At 67.8% G+C, this 17,605-nt stretch carries 10 protein-coding genes; 4 read left to right on the top strand and 6 right to left on the bottom strand.

Going from position 1 to position 17,605, the window contains the following annotated elements:
• Nucleotides 1-112: 112 nt before the first annotated feature.
• The 3 genes from pbpG to K7G19_RS06960 all read right to left on the bottom strand — a co-directional run bounded on the left by pbpG (nucleotide 113) and on the right by K7G19_RS06960 (nucleotide 3,118).
• The gene (pbpG, locus tag K7G19_RS06950; RefSeq protein ID WP_150083100.1) at nucleotides 113-1,348 is read right to left on the bottom strand and encodes a D-alanyl-D-alanine endopeptidase; all 1,236 of its coding nucleotides are present in this window, start codon (nucleotides 1,346-1,348) and stop codon (nucleotides 113-115) included.
• Nucleotides 1,349-1,750: 402 nt separating this feature from the next.
• Nucleotides 1,751-2,197: a thioesterase family protein gene (locus K7G19_RS06955; protein WP_226106542.1), complete on the bottom strand. Its 447-nt coding sequence runs from the start codon at nucleotides 2,195-2,197 to the stop codon at nucleotides 1,751-1,753.
• A gap of 45 nt (nucleotides 2,198-2,242) precedes the next feature.
• Nucleotides 2,243-3,118, bottom strand: a complete 876-nt coding sequence (locus K7G19_RS06960) for a DMT family transporter (RefSeq protein WP_370639521.1) — start codon at nucleotides 3,116-3,118, stop codon at nucleotides 2,243-2,245.
• 579 nt (nucleotides 3,119-3,697) lie between these two features.
• Here K7G19_RS06960 and K7G19_RS06965 point away from each other — a divergent pair.
• Nucleotides 3,698-4,273: a phasin family protein gene (locus tag K7G19_RS06965; protein ID WP_149318958.1), complete on the top strand. Its 576-nt coding sequence runs from the start codon at nucleotides 3,698-3,700 to the stop codon at nucleotides 4,271-4,273.
• A 459-nt stretch (nucleotides 4,274-4,732) separates the two neighbouring features.
• Here the strand turns inward: K7G19_RS06965 and lpdA are convergent, their stop codons facing one another.
• From lpdA to aceE, 3 genes are all read right to left on the bottom strand, one after another.
• Nucleotides 4,733-6,547, bottom strand: a complete 1,815-nt coding sequence (gene lpdA / locus K7G19_RS06980; RefSeq protein WP_149318910.1) for a dihydrolipoyl dehydrogenase — start codon at nucleotides 6,545-6,547, stop codon at nucleotides 4,733-4,735.
• Between the two features lie 24 nt (nucleotides 6,548-6,571).
• Complete coding sequence (aceF, locus tag K7G19_RS06985; RefSeq protein WP_226106546.1) at nucleotides 6,572-8,263, bottom strand: dihydrolipoyllysine-residue acetyltransferase; 1,692 nt, start codon at nucleotides 8,261-8,263, stop codon at nucleotides 6,572-6,574.
• Nucleotides 8,264-8,447: 184 nt separating this feature from the next.
• Nucleotides 8,448-11,135, bottom strand: a complete 2,688-nt coding sequence (aceE, locus tag K7G19_RS06990; protein ID WP_149318912.1) for a pyruvate dehydrogenase (acetyl-transferring), homodimeric type — start codon at nucleotides 11,133-11,135, stop codon at nucleotides 8,448-8,450.
• 403 nt (nucleotides 11,136-11,538) lie between these two features.
• Between aceE and K7G19_RS06995 the strand changes: the two genes are divergently transcribed.
• The 3 genes from K7G19_RS06995 (at nucleotide 11,539) to K7G19_RS07005 (ending at nucleotide 17,536) form a co-directional block, all read left to right on the top strand.
• On the top strand, nucleotides 11,539-14,172 hold the full coding sequence (locus K7G19_RS06995; protein WP_226106548.1) for a PAS domain S-box protein: 2,634 nt from the start codon (nucleotides 11,539-11,541) through the stop codon (nucleotides 14,170-14,172).
• 149 nt (nucleotides 14,173-14,321) lie between these two features.
• Nucleotides 14,322-14,954, top strand: a complete 633-nt coding sequence (locus K7G19_RS07000) for a response regulator transcription factor (protein WP_006578226.1) — start codon at nucleotides 14,322-14,324, stop codon at nucleotides 14,952-14,954.
• Between the two features lie 260 nt (nucleotides 14,955-15,214).
• The gene (locus K7G19_RS07005) at nucleotides 15,215-17,536 is read left to right on the top strand and encodes an F-box protein (protein ID WP_226106550.1); all 2,322 of its coding nucleotides are present in this window, start codon (nucleotides 15,215-15,217) and stop codon (nucleotides 17,534-17,536) included.
• Nucleotides 17,537-17,605: the final 69 nt, after the last annotated feature.

Genomic DNA, 17,605 nt, shown 5'->3' on the forward strand with positions numbered 1-17,605 from the left:
GGCCAAGCGGCCGCGGGCTCCAGAAACGACGACGCGCCCTCGAGGGGCGCGTCTTTCGTTGCGGGCTTCGTTGCGGGCTTTCGTTGCAGCAGGGGCTTGCCCGCGCTGCCGTTCAGATGCCGCGGGCCTGCTGCGACGTCAGCACATAGTGCGGCGAATTGGCCGGGCCTTGCGTCAGGTTCGGCGTGCTCGGGAAGCGGTTCGGCGCCGACGGCGGCGAATGCTCGAGCCAGTCGCGCACGCGGTTGGCGTCGGCGAAGCGGGTCAGGTTGCCGGACGAATCCAGGAACACCATCACCACGTCGCGGCCGCCGACACGCGCCTGCATCACCAGGCAGCGTCCGGCTTCGGAGATGAAGCCGGTCTTCTGCAGGCCGATGTCCCAGTTGCCGCCGCGCACCAGGCGATTGGTGCTGACGTAATGCTGGGTGCGGCCGAGCACGTTGACCTCATGCTCGGTCTGCGTCGAGAACGCGCGGATGGTCGGATTGCGGTAGGCCGCCTTGACCAGCCGGGCCAGGTCCAGCGCCGACGAGACATTGCTGCTCGACAGGCCGCTCGAATCGACGAAGTGGGAGTCGTTCATGCCCAGCTCGCGCGCCTTGCGGTTCATCGCCTGCACGAAAGCCGGCAGGCCGCCCGGATAGTGGCGGCCAAGGGCGGAGGCGGCACGGTTTTCGGACGACATCAGCGCCAGCAGCAGCAACTCCTGCCGGGTCAGCTGCGTCCCGAAGCGCAGACGCGAGCTGCTGTGCTTCTCGGTGTCGCGATCTTCCTCGGTGATGGTCAGCACCTCGTCCATCGGCAGGCGCGCGTCCATCACCACCAGCGCGGTCATCAGCTTGGTGATCGAAGCGATCGGCAGCACCGCGGCCGCGTTCTTCTGGAACAGGACTTCGTTGGTGTTCTGGTCCATCACCAGCGCGACGCTGGAGCGCAGCGACAGCGCATCATCGGTATCGCGCAGTCCCAGCGCCTCGCCCAGCGACGGACGCGACGGCGGCGTGTAGGCGGCGCGCACGGGCGCGGCCTGACGCTGGACCAGAATGACCTTGCGCTTGCCATTCTTGGAGACGATGACCTTGCGGCTGCTGGTCTTGGCGACTGTCGAACCCTTCGACGAGCGGCTCGCCTTGGCCGACTTGGTCGACGATTTGGCGGACGATTTAGCCGAAGATTTTTGGACTTTGACGACCTTTTCGGTCTTTTTAGCGGATTTGGACGATTGACTCGCCGCCTCCGCCATGGGCGCGGCAATCAGCGCCGCCGACACCAGCATGGACGCCGCCACGGTGGGCAGAGGCAGGGTGCCGAGAAATCTCAGAAATGGGAGGTCGAACCGGGACATGATTCTCGGGCGCGCATCGGGAATGGCGCCAGTGTAGAAAAAAAAGAATTTGTTAGCAAGATTAATGACTTACACAGCGGACTTAAAGTTTCCATTACAGACATTTCCGTAATACGAAAAATAAGACGCTTGCAGCACATGGAAATCTGCATGACGCGGCCTCCCGGCCCGGCAATCTTCCGCCCTGCGCACGCGCATGCCTCACTAACGTCAGATCTGGCGAGAAATTGAGGGGTCGGCGGGAGAGCGGCCGCGTCATCTGGATCAGCAACGCGCGAAACCGGGTTCCGGTTCACATCCGCACCGCAACATTCGCCGCGCGGCGCGCTCCCTGCCCCGCCCCCGATACCGGGCGCGAGGGACAGGCCGGCACGGCACCTGCGCGCGTTCACGTTCACGCTCCTACCGATCCGCAGCCGCCACCAGCAGCGGCTCCAGCGCCTTGCGCAGCGGCTCTGGCAAGGCCACCGGGCGGCGCGTCCGGCGATCGACATAGACATGCACGAAGTGCCCTTGCGCGGCGGCGCTGTCATCGCCCTCGCGAAACAGCCCCACCTCGTAGCGCACGCTGCTGTTGCCGAGCCGCGCGACGCGCAGACCCGCGACCACCGTTTCGGGAAAGCTCAGCGAGGCGAAGTAGTTGCACTGCGTCTCGATCACCAGTCCGATGGTGTCCCCTGCCTCGATGTCGAGCACGCCGCGCTCGATCAGGTAGCGATTCACCACGGTGTCGAAATAACTGTAGTAGACAACGTTGTTGACGTGGCCATAAACATCGTTGTCCATCCAGCGCGTCGTGATCGGCAGGAAGTGGCGATAGCAGTCGCGGGTCTGGGCTTGCGGCTTCATGGCAGGCGGTAACGGTAAGCGGAAGGAAGGTTGCGGACCGGCCGTTCAAGCGCGGCGGGACGGCGGCGCCGCGCCGCGCATCACCAGCGCGACGCCGGCCGCGGCGAGCGCCATGCCGGCGGCGGCCATCGGCGGAAAGCGTTCGTCGAACAGCAGCCAGGCCATCACGGCGGTGGTCGGCGGCGTCAGGTACATCAGGCTCGATACGCTGGTCGCGGCGCCGCGCCGGATCAGCACGAACAGCAGCGAGATCGCGCCGATCGACAGCGCCACGATCGACCAGGCCAGCGCGCCGATCATCTCGGCGTTCCAGTCGACCTCGCGCGTCTCGAACAGGAACATCCACGGCAGGCAGGCCAGCGCCGCCGCGGTGAACTGGATCAGCGACCCCATGCGCAGATCGAACACCGGGCAGCGATGCTTCTGATACAGCGTGCCGACGGTGATCGACAGCAAGGCGCCGACGGCGAGCAGCACGCTGAACGGGGTCGCCGCGCCGACCGACAGCTTGCCGGCCACCACCAGCCCCACGCCGACGATGCCGAGCAGCAGGCCGGCCCACTGCCAGCCGCGCAGACGCTCGCCGAGGCGCAGCGAAATCAGCGCCGTCAGCAGCGGCTGCATGCCGACGATCAACGCCGCCATGCCGGCCGGCATGCCGAGCTTGACCGCGGCCCAGACGCCGCCCAGGTAACCGGTCTGCAGCAGCAGCCCCGCCAGCGCAATGCGGCCGATCATGGCCCAGTCGACACGGCCGTCGCGCCGCGGCAGCGGCACGCGCGCCAGCGCGACGAACGGCACCATCAGCACCACCACGCCGGCAAAGCGCAGGAACAGGAAGGTCATCGGCTCGGCATGCGGCATGCCGTACTTGGCGACGATAAAGCCCGTGCTCCAGATCAGCACGAACAGCCAGGGCATCGACACCAGCCACACGTTGGCGCCGGCGGATGCGGCGCGGCCCGGGGTGGTTTCCACGGCCGGCCTCATGGGCGCCCCTGCATGCGTATGGCAACCACGAAGGGATCGGCAAAAGCGGGAATCGCGATGCTCGGACGGAGACGGGGGGCGGCGGGGCGGGACATCGGCAAGATGGGTCGAGACGGGCGGGCCCGCGCGGCGGGTGGGCGCGCGGATACTGCCCTGCCCCGCAATGACGGAATGCGCGATGGTAGCACCGCCCTGTTCGTCACGTGTCCGGCGGCCCCTCAAGTGACCCAACGGTGGCAATGTGGCGAAGTCGCCAGGGGGTTTACCCGAGGCTGGTTGTGCGATGCACAAAAACCGCTTGACACACCAGACATGGTCCATACAATACGGAATTGTTGCGACGCACCATTATCCGACAGACGGTTTCCGGACCGGCCGATCGGCCCCTGGAGCGGAACGCACAAAACCATTCACGCGCCTGGGCTGGCCACCGCAACTTCACGGCCTTGACATCTAGGCGACCTATTTTTGAGTTCGCTTGAACTCGACTTCATTCTGATGGAGACCAGCATGTCCTTTACCCCCGAACAAGTTGCCGCCGCCCACAAGGCCAATCTGGAAACCCTGTTCGGTTTGACCACCAAGGCCTTCGAAGGCATGGAAAAGCTGGTCGAACTGAACATGCAAGTCGTCAAGACCACCCTGGCCGAAAACGTCGAGCACGCCAAGCGCACGCTGACCGCCCGCGATGCCCAGGAACTGGTCGCGCTGCAGGTTTCGCTGATCCAGCCGGTCGCCGAAAAGGCCGTGGCCTACAGCCGCCACGTGTATGAAATCGCGGCCGATACGCAGTCGGAATTCACCCGCGTCGCCGAAGCCCAGCTGGCCGAAAGCTCGCGCAATGTGCAGAGCCTGGTCGACAACTTCGCCAAGAACGCACCCGCCGGTTCGGAATCGACCGTGGCGATCGTGAAGTCGGCCATCTCGGCCGCCAACAACGCCTACGAGTCGGTCCAGAAGGCCACCAAGCAAGCCGTGGAAATCGCCGAAAGCAATTTCCAGGCGGCCGCCACCGCCGCCACCAAGGCCGCCCAGCAAGCGAGCGCCACCGCCCGCACGGCTGGCAAGAAGACCACCGCAGCCTGATCGCGCTGGCTGGTGTCCCCTCGCGGGGCACCGGGCGTCCACGCTGACCTCCGAAGCCCGGCATTCGTGCCGGGCTTTTTTATTGGCTTCGGCACTATGGCCGGCTCGCCGGTCTGACGGGGCCGGAATTTTCGTGGTGGCGTGGTGCTCTGGTGCTCTGGTGCTCTGGTGCTCTGGTGCTCTGGTGCTCTGGTGCTCTGGTGCTCTGGTGCTCTGGTGCTCTGGTGCTCTGGTGCTCTGGTGCTCTGGTGCCCTGGTGCCCTGGTGCCCTGGTGCCCTGGTGCCCTGGTGCCCTGGTGCCCTGGTGCCCTGGTGCCCTGGTGGCCGACCGCCCTTCCCTGCCAGCTCGGGGCGCAGCCATCGATGGCCTTTCGCTAATTCTGGCGGTTAATTGCGTTATCAAATAGAACAAGGCCCGCCATCCCGGCGGGCCCTGTCTGTGCTGCTACAACCAGCCGTTCAGCGCTTGCGCGGCGGCGGGACGTCCGTGCAGACGCCCTCGTAGATCTCCGCCGCCATGCCGATCGACTCACCGAGCGTCGGGTGCGGGTGGATGGTCTTGCCGATATCCACCGCGTCGGCGCCCATTTCGATCGCCAGGCACACTTCGCCGATCAGGTCGCCCGCGTGTGTGCCAACGATGCCGCCGCCGATGATGCGGTGGGTTTCCTCGTCGAACAGCAGCTTGGTGAAGCCCTCGTCGCGGCCGTTGGCGATCGCGCGGCCCGAAGCGGCCCACGGGAATACGCCCTTGCCGTACTTGATGCCCTGCGCCTTGCACTGTTCCTCGGTCAGGCCGGCCCAGGCCACTTCCGGATCGGTATAGGCCACCGACGGAATCTGCCTGGCATCGAAGTAGGCCTTCTCGCCGTGCGCGGCTTCCGCGGCAACGTGCGCCTCGTGCACGGCCTTGTGGGCCAGCATCGGTTGGCCGACGATGTCGCCGATCGCGAAGATGTGCGGCACGTTGGTGCGCATCTGGCTGTCGACCTCGATGAAGCCGCGGTCGGTCACCGCGACGCCGGCCTTCTCCGCGCCGATCCGCTTGCCGTTGGGCGCGCGGCCCACCGACACCAGCACCAGGTCGTAGCGCTGCGCTTCCGCCGGGGCCTGCTCGCCCTCGAACTTGACGTAGATGCCGTCCGGCTTCGCTTCGACGCCGACGGTCCTGGTCTTGAGCATCACCTTGTCGAAGCGATGCTTGTTCATCTTCTCCCAGACCTTGACCAGATCGCGGTCCGCGCCCTGCATCAGGCCGTCGAGCATTTCGACGACGTCGATGCCGGCGCCCAGCGTGCTGTAGACGGTGGCCATTTCCAGCCCGATGATGCCGCCGCCGATCACCAGCATGCGCTTGGGAATCTCGCGCAGTTCCAGCGCGCCGGTCGAGTCGACGATGCGCGGATCTTCCGGGATGAACGGCAGTTTCACCGCCTGGCTGCCGGCCGCGATGATGGCCTTGTCGAAGCGGATCACCGTCTTCTTGCCGGTGGTGTCCTTGCCGTCGCCGCTGGTTTCCTCGACCTCGAGATGATGCGGGTCGAGGAAGGTACCGACGCCGCGCACGACCTGCACCTTGCGCGCCTTGGCCATGCCGGCCAGGCCGCCGGTCAGCTTGCCGACCACCGATTCCTTGTACTTGCGCAGGCCGTCCAGGTCGATCTTCGCGTCGCCGAACACGATGCCGTGCGCGGCCAGCGCCTTGGCCTCGTCGATGATCGCGGCGTTATGCAGCAGCGCCTTCGACGGGATGCAGCCGACATTCAGGCAAACCCCGCCGAGGCTGGCATAGCGCTCGACCAGCACGGTATTCATGCCGAGGTCGGCGCTGCGGAACGCCGCCGAATAGCCGCCGGGGCCGGCGCCCAGCACCAGCATCTCGCACTGGATGTCGGCGCCGCCGGCATGCGTTGCCGCGGCCGGCGCCGGTGCCGATGCGGGTGCGGGAGCCGGCGATGCGGCCGGAGCCGGCGCGGGGGCCGGGCTGGCAGCCGCGGGAGCCGATGCCGATGCCGATGCCGGTGCAGGCGCCGCGGCCTGCGCCTCGACCGTGCAGATCACCGTGTCCTTGGCCACCTTGTCGCCGACCTTGACCTTGACCTCGACGACCTTGCCGGCCGCCGACGACGGCACGTCCATGCTGGCCTTGTCCGACTCCAGCACGATCAGCGACTGCTCCTGCTCGATCGTGTCGCCCGGCTTGACCAGGACCTCGATCACCTCTACCGCGTCGAAATCGCCGATGTCCGGCACCTTGACTTCGATCACACTCATGCTTTGCTCCTGTGGCCGGGCCGCTTACAGCAGAATGCGGCGGAAATCGGCCAGCAGCTGACCGAAGTAGGTATTGAAGCGGGCCGCCTCGGCGCCGTCGATCACGCGGTGGTCCCACGACAGCGACAGCGGCAGCGTCAGGCGCGGCACGAACTGCTTGCCGTCCCAGACCGGCTTCTGATACGACTTGCAGACGCCCATGATGGCCACTTCGGGCGCATTGATGATCGGCGTGAAGTAGGTACCGCCGAGGCCGCCGAGCGACGAGATCGAGAAGCAGCCGCCCTGCATCTGGTCGGGCTTGAGCTTGCCGTCGCGCGCGAGCTTGGCCAGTTCCGCCATTTCCTGCGCGATCTCGATCACGCCCTTCTTGTCGGCGTCCTTGATCACCGGCACGACCAGGCCGTTCGGCGTATCGGCGGCGAAGCCGATGTTGAAGTACTTCTTGAGAACGAGGTTGTCGCCGTCGAGCGAGGCGTTGAAGTTCGGGAACTTCTTCAGCGCGGCGACCGTGGCCTTGATCATGAAGGCCAGCATCGTCACCTTGACGCCCTGCTTCTCGTATTCCTTGTTCAGCTGCACGCGGAAGGCCTCGAGCTCGGTGATGTCGGCCTCGTCGTGATTCGTGACGTGGGGGATCATCACCCAGTTGCGATGCAGGTTCGCGCCGGAAATCTTCTTGATGCGCGACAGCGGCTTGCTTTCGATCTCGCCGTAGCGGGTGAAATCGACCTTCGGCCACGGCAGCAGGCCGAGCTCGCCGCCACCGGCGCCCGCGGCGGCCGCTTGCGCCGGGGCCGCGGCCTGGCCAGTCATCACGCCCTTGACGTAGCGCTGCACGTCCTCATGGGTGATGCGGCCCTTGGGACCGGAGCCGGGCACGCGCGACACGTCGACGCCCAGCTCGCGCGCGTACTTGCGCACCGACGGGCTGGCGTGCGCGGCCTTGCCGCTGACGCCTGCCGGCGCGGCCTGCGCAGCGGCCGGGGCCTGAGCGGCGGCGGCAGGAGCCGGCGCAGCGGCCGGTGCGGGGGCAGCGGCCGCAGCGGGAGCGGGCGCCGCGGCAGGCGCCGGGGCAGCAGCGGGCGAGGCCGCGGCAGCAGCGCCGCCACCGGCGCCTTCCAGAATCACGATCAGCGTGCCTTCGGACACGTTGTCGCCGACCTTGACCTTGACTTCCTTGACCACGCCGGCCGACGGCGACGGCACGTCCATGGTCGCCTTGTCCGATTCGAGCGTGATCAGCGAATCCTCGGCATTGACGCTGTCGCCGGGCTTCACGTGGACCTCGATGACGGGCACGCCGTCGTAGTCGCCGATGTCGGGTACCTTGACCTCGACGGTGCCGCCACCGGCAGCGGCCGGCGCGGAAGCCGGCGCAGCGGCGGGAGCCGGTGCCGGGGTCGCTGCAGCGGCAGGCGCCGGGGCCGGAGCCGCGGCGGCCGGAGCGGGAGCCGGCGCAGGAGCAGCGGCGCCCGCGGGTTCAAGCATCACCAGCACCGAGCCCTCGGCCACGTTGTCGCCGACCTTGACCTTGACTTCCTTGACCGTGCCGCCCTGCGGCGAGGGCACGTCCATCGTTGCCTTGTCCGATTCCAGCGTGACCAGCGCATCCTCGGCGTTGATCGTATCGCCCGGCTTCACGTGGACTTCGATGACGGGAACGGCGTCGTAGTCGCCGATATCCGGCACCTTGATTTCAATCGCTTGACTCATTCAGTGTCTCCTGGACAGGACGGCGCGCGTGACAACAAGCAACAAGAGCGTCGAGATTACTTTGACGCACGTGCCTTGTCACGCCGCGGCGCCCCGGCCATTTACTGGACAACGCCCAGGCAAGGCCCGGGCGACCCGGGCGCGGCGTTGCCGTGCCCGGGGGTTCGCGGGAGTGACAGCCGGATCAGACCGTCATCGGGTTCGGCTTGTTCGGGTCGAGGTTGTACTTCTTGATGGCCTCGGCGACCTTGTCGCGCGGGATGGCGCCCTCGTCCGCAAGCGCCTTCAGGGCGGCCAGCGTGACCCAGTGGCGGTCCACCTCGAAGAAGTGGCGCAGCTTCTCGCGGGTATCCGAGCGGCCGAAGCCGTCGGTGCCCAGCACCACGTAGCGGCGCGGCACGAACGGGCGGATCTGCTCGGCGAAGGCGCGCACGTAGTCGGTCGACGCGATCACCGGACCGCGCACCGACTTCAGGCACTGGGTCACGTGCGATTCGCGCGGCGTCTCGGTCGGATGCAGCAGGTTCCAGCGCTCGGCGGCCTGGCCTTCGCGGGCCAGCTCGGTGAAGCTCGGGCAGCTCCACAGGTCCGACTCGACGCCCCAGTCCTTCTTCAGCAGTTCGGCGGCGGCGATCACCTCGCGGAAGATCGTGCCCGAGCCGAGCAGCTGCACGCGCGGGGCGTTGCTGTTCTCGGCGCCCTTGCGGAAGGCGTACATGCCCTTGACGATGTCCTTTTCCACGCCAGCCGGCATTTCCGGATGCTCGTAGTTCTCGTTCATCACCGTCAGGTAGTAGTACACGTCCTCCTGCTCGGCGTACATGCGGCGCAGGCCGTCCTGCATGATCACCGCCAGTTCGTACTGGAAGGTCGGGTCGTACGAGATGCAGTTCGGGATCACCGCGTGGAACACGTGCGAGTGGCCGTCCTCGTGCTGCAGGCCTTCGCCGTTCAGCGTGGTCCGGCCCGAGGTGCCGCCCAGCAGGAAGCCGCGCGAACGCATGTCGGCGGCGGCCCAGCACAGATCGCCGATCCGCTGGATGCCGAACATCGAGTAGTAGATGTAGAACGGGATCATCTGCACGCCGTGCGTCGAGTACGACGTGGCGGCCGCGATCCAGTCGCACATCGCGCCGGCTTCGTTGATGCCTTCCTGCAGCACCTGGCCAGTCTGCGATTCCTTGTAGAACATCAGCTGGTCATGGTCTTCCGGCACGTACTTCTGGCCCTGCTGGTTCCAGATGCCGATCTGGCGGAACAGGCCTTCCATGCCGAAGGTGCGCGACTCGTCCGGGACGATGGGCACCACATGCTTGCCGATCTGCTTGTCCTTGAGCAGCGTGTTCAGGATCCGCACGAAGGCCATCGTGGTCGAGACCTCGCGGCCCTCGCCGGTGGCCTTGAGCAGCGCCGAGAAGGCCGACAGGTCGGGCACCGGCAGCGGATCGGCCTTCTGGCGGCGCGTCGGCAGGTAGCCGCCAAGCTCCATGCGGCGGGCGCGCATGTATTCGAGTTCCTTCGAGCCTTCCTCGAAGGTCAGGTACGGGACTTCTTCCAGCTTGTCGTCCGGCACCGGCAGGTTGAACTGGTCGCGGAAGCGGCGGATCGCCTCGACCGGCATCTTCTTCTGCTGGTGCGTGATGTTCATCGCCTGGCCGGCATCGCCCATGCCATAGCCCTTGATGGTCTTGGCCAGGATCAGCGTCGGCTGGCCCTTGTGCTCGGTGGCGGCCTTGTAGGCGGCGTAGATCTTGTGCGGATCGTGGCCGCCGCGGTTCAGGCGCCAGATGTCGTCATCGGACCAGTCGGCCACCATCGCCTTGAGCTCGGGCGTGTTGAAGAAGTGCTCGCGCACGTAGGCGCCGTCCTTGGCCTTGAAGGTCTGGTACTCGCCGTCGACGCACTCCATCATGCGCTTCATCAGCAGGCCCTTGGTGTCGCGCGCCAGCAGCGAATCCCAGCGGCTGCCCCAGACGACCTTGATCACGTTCCAGCCGGCGCCGCGGAATTCCGACTCCAGTTCCTGGATGATCTTGCCGTTGCCGCGCACCGGACCATCCAGGCGCTGCAGGTTGCAGTTGATGACGAAGACCAGGTTGTCCAGCTGCTCGCGGCCGGCCATGCCGATCGCGCCCAGCGATTCCGGCTCGTCGGTCTCGCCGTCGCCGAGGAAGGCCCAGACCTTGCGGCCCTCGGTGTTGACCAGGCCGCGGCTCTGCAGGTACTTCATGAAGCGGGCCTGGTAGATCGCCATGATCGGGCCCAGGCCCATTGACACGGTCGGGAACTGCCAGAAGTCCGGCATCAGCCACGGGTGCGGGTACGACGAGATGCCCTTGCCGTCGACTTCCTGGCGGAAGTTGTCGAGCTGCTCGGCGGTCAGCCGGCCCAGCAGGAAGGCGCGCGAATAGACGCCCGGAGCCGAGTGGCCCTGCACGAAGACCAGGTCGCCGCCGTGCTTGTCCGACGGCGCATGCCAGAAGTGGTTGTAGCCGACGTCGTACAGCGTGGCCGCCGACGCGTACGACGAGATGTGGCCGCCGACGTTGGTGTGCTTGTTGGCCCGCAGCACCATCGCCATCGCGTTCCAGCGCGAGTACGAACGGATGCGGTGCTCGATGTCCTGGTCGCCCGGGATGCGCGCCTGCTGCTCGACCGGGATCGTGTTGATGTACGGGGTTTCCGCGTGGAACGGCTGGGTGACGCCATTGACGCGGGCATATTCGATCTGCTTGTCGATCAGGAAGGCCGCGCGCTCGCTACCTTCCGCGCCGATCACGCCCTGCAGGGCCTCCAGCCATTCTTGGGTTTCCTGCGGGTCGGCGTCGTTGGCGCCGGCTGCGCCGAGGATCTGCTCTGGTACGGCTGACATGGATCGTCTCCTGTGGAATGCGTGCGCCAGCAACGGCCGCTTTCGTGGGTGGCTGGCCTGGCGCTGTCTGACGGGGGTGCGGAGCGAGGCGTGGATGGGCGGATGGGCTGGCCTGTCGCCGGCGTGTCGCTGACACCCGGACAAGGTCCGACCGCCTTCCTCCCGCATCGTTCGGTCGGCACCGATTCTATGGAAGGCGATTTCTCAGCACAAGCGAAATTTTCAAATTACGGTATCGTTTCTCATGATGCGAAATATTGCCGCAACGCACCACGAGGCCGCCAGCCGCGCCCCCACGCGGCCCGCGGGCAGACGGAGCGCGGCGCGTGCCGCATAGGCGCTTTCCCCAAGCGACGCACTGCAGCAATCGAGCTACACTGCCCGGTCAGTCGTCAATCCCATCATGCTGTCCATCCACCGCCTCGTCCGCCGGCTGCTGCCGGCCCTCCGCCTGCCGATGATTCCCCCCGCCGCCGATGCCTCCCGCGATGCCGGCGGCGCCGGGATCCCTGGCGGCGGCCCCGGCGCGATCGACCAGTTGAGCGCGCTGACGCCGCTGGACGCGCTCGAGGGGCTGGGCCCCGCCGACGAGGCCGCCGACGGCCGCTCCTTCACGGGCCCGCCGCGCGGCCTGTGGTGGCTGCGCTGGCGCAACCTGGTCGCGACCAGCTGGTTCATGTTCATCCCGCTGGTGGCGATCGTGCTGTTCTCCGGCGCGATGGGCGTGATCCTGTGGTCCCTGCACGAGACCGAGCGCCAGCAACAACGCGACGCGCTGTATCGCGACGCCGCCTGGGCGCAGCAACGCGTGCGGCTGTCGCTGCTGAGCAATCAGGATCAGCTCGCCTCGCTGGCGCGCGACATCGCCGCCGCGCAGCTCGACCAGCGCGCCTATCGCACCGCCGCGCAGGAGGTGCTGCGCGAGAACCCGGAAATCGTCTTCATCAACTGGCTCGACGCCACGCGGCGCGCGCGCTGGTCGCTGCCTTCCACGTCGGAATTCGCCGCGCGGCTGCGCGAGACGCCGGAGCAGCCGCTCGAGCCCGATGTGCTCGACACCTTCGACACCGCGCGCGAGACCCAGCGCGTGGTCTATTCGCGCCCGCTCGTCAACGAACGCGGCGACAGCTTCATGCTGATGCAGGTGCCGATCGTGCGCGACAACGAGTTCCTCGGCACGCTGGGCGCGCTCTATTCGATCAACGGCATCCTGACCCATCTGCTGCCGCCCGAGCTGACCGAGCGCTACCGCTTCTCGCTGATCGACAAGAACAACCAGCTGCGCGCCAGCACCTCGCTGCGGCCGGTGCCCGCCACCGCGCTGTCCTACGAGGTGCTGCTCGACCCGCCGGGCCATTCCCTGTCGCTGCGCGCCGATGCCTATCCGCCCGCGTCGAACCTGCCCAACAACATGCTGCTGTGGCTGGTGGTCGGGCTGTCGTGCTTCCTGCTGTGGAGCCTGTGGAGCATGTGGCGGCATACCAGCCGCCGCTCCGAGGCGCAGCGCGCGCTGCTGGCCGAGACCTCGTTCCGCCGCGCGATGGAAAACTCGATGCTGATCGGGCTGCGCGCGCTCGACCTGAACGGGCGCATCACCTATGTGAACCCGGCCTTCTGCCGCATGACCGGCTGGCAGGAGCACGAGCTGGTCGGGCGCGTGCCGCCCTTCCCCTACTGGCCGCCCAACGACCAGCAGGAGATGCAGCGACAGATCGATCTGACGCTGCAGGGCAAGTCGCCCACCGGCGGCTACGAGATGCGCGTGATGCGCCGCGACGGCACCAGCTTCTTCGCCCGCATGTATGTGTCGCCGCTGATCGACAGCCGCGGCCGCCATACCGGCTGGATGAGCTCGATGACGGATATCACCGAGCCCAAGCGCGCGCGCGAGGAACTGGCCGCCGCGCACGACCGCTTCACCACCGTGCTGGAAAGTCTGGATGCCGCGGTGTCGGTGCTCGCCACCGACAAGCCGGAGCTGCTGTTCGCCAACCGCTATTACCGGCAGCTGTTCGGCTGGGAGCCCGAGGGCCATCTGAAGCTCGCCGGTGGCGAGGTCGAGCAGGAACAGGTCACCAGCGACCATACCGATTTCGTCGACGCCTATGCCGGCCTGCCGGCCTCCGAGCTGATGCCGTATGCGTCCGACGCGCGCGAGATCTTCGTGCCGGACATGCAGAAGTGGTTCGAGGTGCGGCGCCGCTATATCCAGTGGGTCGACGGCCATCTGGCGCAGATGCAGATCGCCACCGACATCACGGTGCGCAAGGCGGCCGAGGAAATGGCCCGCCAGCACGAGGAACGCCTGCAGTTCACCAGCCGCCTGACCACCATGGGCGAGATGGCCTCGTCGCTGGCGCACGAACTGAACCAGCCGCTGGCGGCCATCAACAACTACTGCATGGGCGCGGTGGCGCGGCTGCGCTCGGGGCGCAGCACGCCAGAGGACCTGATGCCGATCCTGGAAAAGACCTCGGCCCAGGCGGTGCGCGCCGGCACGATCATCAGCCGCATCCGGGGCTTCGTCAAACGCAGCCAGCCGCAGCGGCGCGAGACCGCGCTGCACGATATCGTCGCCGACGCGGTGGGGCTGGCCGATATCGAAGCCACGCGCCGCCGCGTGACGATCCTGACCCGGCTGCCGCCTCCGCCGGTCACGCTCTATGTCGACCCGGTGCTGATCGAGCAGGTCCTCGTCAATCTGCTGAAGAACGCGGTCGAGGCGATGTCGGGCCTGCCGGCGATGCGCGCCGCGGGCGTGGTGCGGCTGCACGCCCGCATCGACCAGGGCGAGCTCGGCCAGACCGTCTGCATCGACGTGATCGACCAGGGTCCGGGCGTGGACGAGGCCACCAAGGAACGGCTGTTCGAGCCCTTCTTCAGCACCAAGTCTGACGGCATGGGCATGGGCCTGAATATCTGCCGCTCGATCATCGAGTCGCACCAGGGCCGGCTGTGGGTCGAAAACAATGCGGACGGCATCGGCTGTACGTTTAAAATCATGCTGCCGCTGGAGCCGGAGGTTGCCGATCAGTGAGCGCCCTCGATGAGGGCAGATCGGCAGGGCCGGATCGGCAAGACCATCGGAGAACCGGCCGCCCCGCTGCCCCCGCCGTGGCGGGTGTGCGGCGCAGGCGGCCGGAGTTACACTAGCCGAATCGCACAGACGCAGCATCAGGAGACTTCATGACCGTAGCGCCAAACCCCACTCCCCACCGCGGCGAGACCGTCTTCATCGTCGACGACGATGAAGCGATGCGCGACTCGCTGACCTGGCTGCTGGAGGGCAATGGCTACCAGGTTCGCAGTTTCGCCAGCGCCGAGCAATTCCTGGCCGCCTACGATGCCAACCAGGTCTCCTGCCTGATCCTGGACGTGCGGATGCCCGGCATGAGCGGCCCCGAACTGCAGGAGCGCATGATCGCGGAGAACATCCATCTGCCGATCGTCTTCATCACCGGCCACGGCGACGTGCCGATGGCGGTATCGACGATGAAGAAGGGCGCGATCGACTTCATCGAGAAGCCGTTCGACGAATCCGAGCTGCGCGCGCTGGTCGAGCGCATGCTGCAGAAGGCCAGGGCGGACCATTCGGCCGCACGCGAGCAGCGCGCCGCGCAGGACCTGCTGGGCAAGCTGACCACGCGCGAACAGCAGGTGCTCGAGCGCATCGTCGCCGGACGCCTGAACAAGCAGATCGCCGACGATCTGGGCATCTCGATCAAGACGGTGGAAGCGCATCGCGCCAACATCATGGAAAAGCTCAACGTCAACACCGTGGCCGACCTGCTGCGGCTCGCGCTGTCGCGCAACAGCTGATCGGCGCCGGCGGATCCTTTACGTCAGATCCGCTCGCTCTTCCCAGGCTGCCGTCCTCCCTCACCTCGTTCCTCCCCATCCCTTCAGGCCAGCGCCCGGCACCACGCCGGACGCTGGCCGGTCCTCGAAAAAGCTAGCGTTCCGGCGGTTCCGCGACAGCGTGCGCGACGGCCGCCGAGCATCGTTCGGTTCCCCGGGCGCGGTCCGCCGTTGCCGTTCCGGCTTGGCCGCTCCCGCTCTTCCCCTGCCGGAGCCGACCGATGCTGAACCCTTCGCCACTCGCACCGTCCTCACCGTCCTCACCGTCCTCACCGTCCTCACCGTCCTCACCGTCCTCGTCGAACGCCTTCAGCGCACCTGCCGGCCACGCGGTAGCAGCCGAAACCGCGCGCCCATGGCTGACGCTGCTGCCGCAATCGATCCTCGAGCACGTGCTCGACTTCCTGTCCCTGCATGACCGCGTCACGCTGGAGCGCAAGACCTGCCATGCGCTGAGCCGGAGCCTGCGGGCTCGCGCCGCCATCGACGGCGCGCTGATGCAGGTGACCGACATCTGGTCCGCGGCATCGCTGCGGGCGCAGCTGGGCGTCCTGCCGCAGTCCAGCCTGCCTGTGTTCGGACGCGCCCAGGTAATGGCCGGCATGCTGGCGCGCCTGCCCGAATTGCCGCGTGGCGAACGCTGGAGCGCCATCGAAGCGGTACTCGACCGACTCGATACGGTGTCCGGCGCGGCCGGGCCGGTGCTGGACGCGCTGGCCGCCTGCATCGCGGACCCGCTCACCAGCGGCGAGCTCGACGAAGCGCAGTGGATGCGCCTGGCGCAGGCGGTTGCGATGGTGCCGCTGGCGGTCGGCGCACGGGCGCGCGTCGCGGCCCTGCGCCGCGCCGTCGGACCCCGGCCCACGCCATCGGTCCGGCGGCTGGCGACGACGCTGTTGCCCGACGCCACCCGCGCACTGGCCGTGGCGCGCGCCTTGCCCGCCTGCGAGCAGCGCCAGGGATTCGAGCAGCTGCTGTGCGCGCTGATGGCCGGTTCGCGCGATCACGCCGCCTACGCGGCGGACTGGTCGGCACTGCTGGCGGCCGCCGCCGGCGAGATCGGCCGCGATGCCGCCTTTGCCGCGCGCCTGTTCTGCGCCCTGCTGACGCTGCTGCCCGGCGGCCGCACCGCGAGCGAGTACCACGGCCGGGCGCCTTCACCGGACGAGGCGTTGCAGCGCTGGAGCGTGGTGCTCCATGGCGCGGCGGCGCTGCCCGGCGACGCCGGCTTCGCGGCCGCCCGCGCGGCCATCCGCACCGCCACGGCCACGCTGCTCAGCGACCCCGAGCGCGCCGAGCCGGCGATCGCGTCGCTGCTCGCCCATCTGAAGGCATCGCGCATGCAGACGGCGCAGCAGCTGCACGTACGCGCCGAACTGATTCCCTATCTGCCGCCCGCGCAGCAGGTTCCGGCATGGCACGCGCTATGGGACGAGGTCGAACGGCGGTCGCTGCCGTCGCTGGCGATGCTGCTGGTCCATGTCCAGCGCTGGCACCCTTGCGATCCGGTCCATGCGTGGCGGCGCGCGCAAGACTACTGCCTGACGGCCACCGCGCCGACGCCCGAGCAGCGCGCCGCGCTGATGTGCCAGGCCGGGCTCTTCTGCGCGCCCGGCACGGCCGACGCCGAAGCCATGTTCGATGCGATCGGCGAACTGGCCCTGCGCCACCACCAGTTGCTGCCGCTCGTGCAATGGGTGGCCACCGATGACGACCAGCCGGCCGACCGTATCCTGTCCGTCATCTGGAAATTGCCGCCGCCGGTGCAGGCGCGTGCCTTCTCGCAATGGCTGGCGCTGCGCGGTTGGGTCGACGAACTGCTGCCCGTGCCGCTGCCGCTGGCACGGCAACTGCAAGCGATGGGCTGCTGGGAGGAACTGGGCGAGATGTCCACTGCCTGGACCCGGCGCTGCAGCCGCCTGCTGGAAACCGGGCCGACGCTGCTGCCCTCGGCGGCGCACGACGCCTTGCCGGAACTGGCCGCGGACATGCTCGGCGTGCTGGAGGCGTCCGCCCCCGCCGCTCGCCCGCCGGAGCTGCTGGCGGAGGTCGCCCAACTGACCAGCGGCCTGTGGCTGCAGGCCGCTGCATCGCCGCTGATCGATCGCACCTGGGACCTGATCGACCGGCTCGATGCGCCGGCGGTGCGTACCGCGATGGAGATCCTGTACCGGCTCAAGCAGGCATCCCGCAAGCTGCCCGGCGACGGCGACCTGCTGTTGGGCGAGTGCTGGGCCAGGCCGACGCTGCTGCGCGCCGCCGAGCTGGTTCGCACGCGCTTCACCGCGCCCGAGCGCCGCCGCTGGCTGGCGCGGCTGGTCGAGGCCGAAGGCCGGATGGGTGATTTCCGTCCGGACTTGGAGCGCAACCGCTTCGATACGGTCCGGCAGGCGCTGTGGCGTATCGCGAGCGCCCTGCCGAGGGAGGCCATCGACGCTGTGCACGGCACGATCGCGGCCTGGTTTGCCCCCGCCTCGCGCGATCCGTCGGCGCTCAGGGCCTGGCAGCAGGCCGTGGCCCAGTTCGACGCATATCGGCGCTAGGGCGGCGCGGCGGTCGCTGTCGCTGTCGCTGTCGCTGTCGCTGTCGCTGTCGCTGTCGCTGTCGCTGTC

The organism is Cupriavidus sp. DB3 (genome assembly GCF_020418465.1).
In the GTDB taxonomy this organism is placed as follows: domain Bacteria; phylum Pseudomonadota; class Gammaproteobacteria; order Burkholderiales; family Burkholderiaceae; genus Cupriavidus; species Cupriavidus cauae.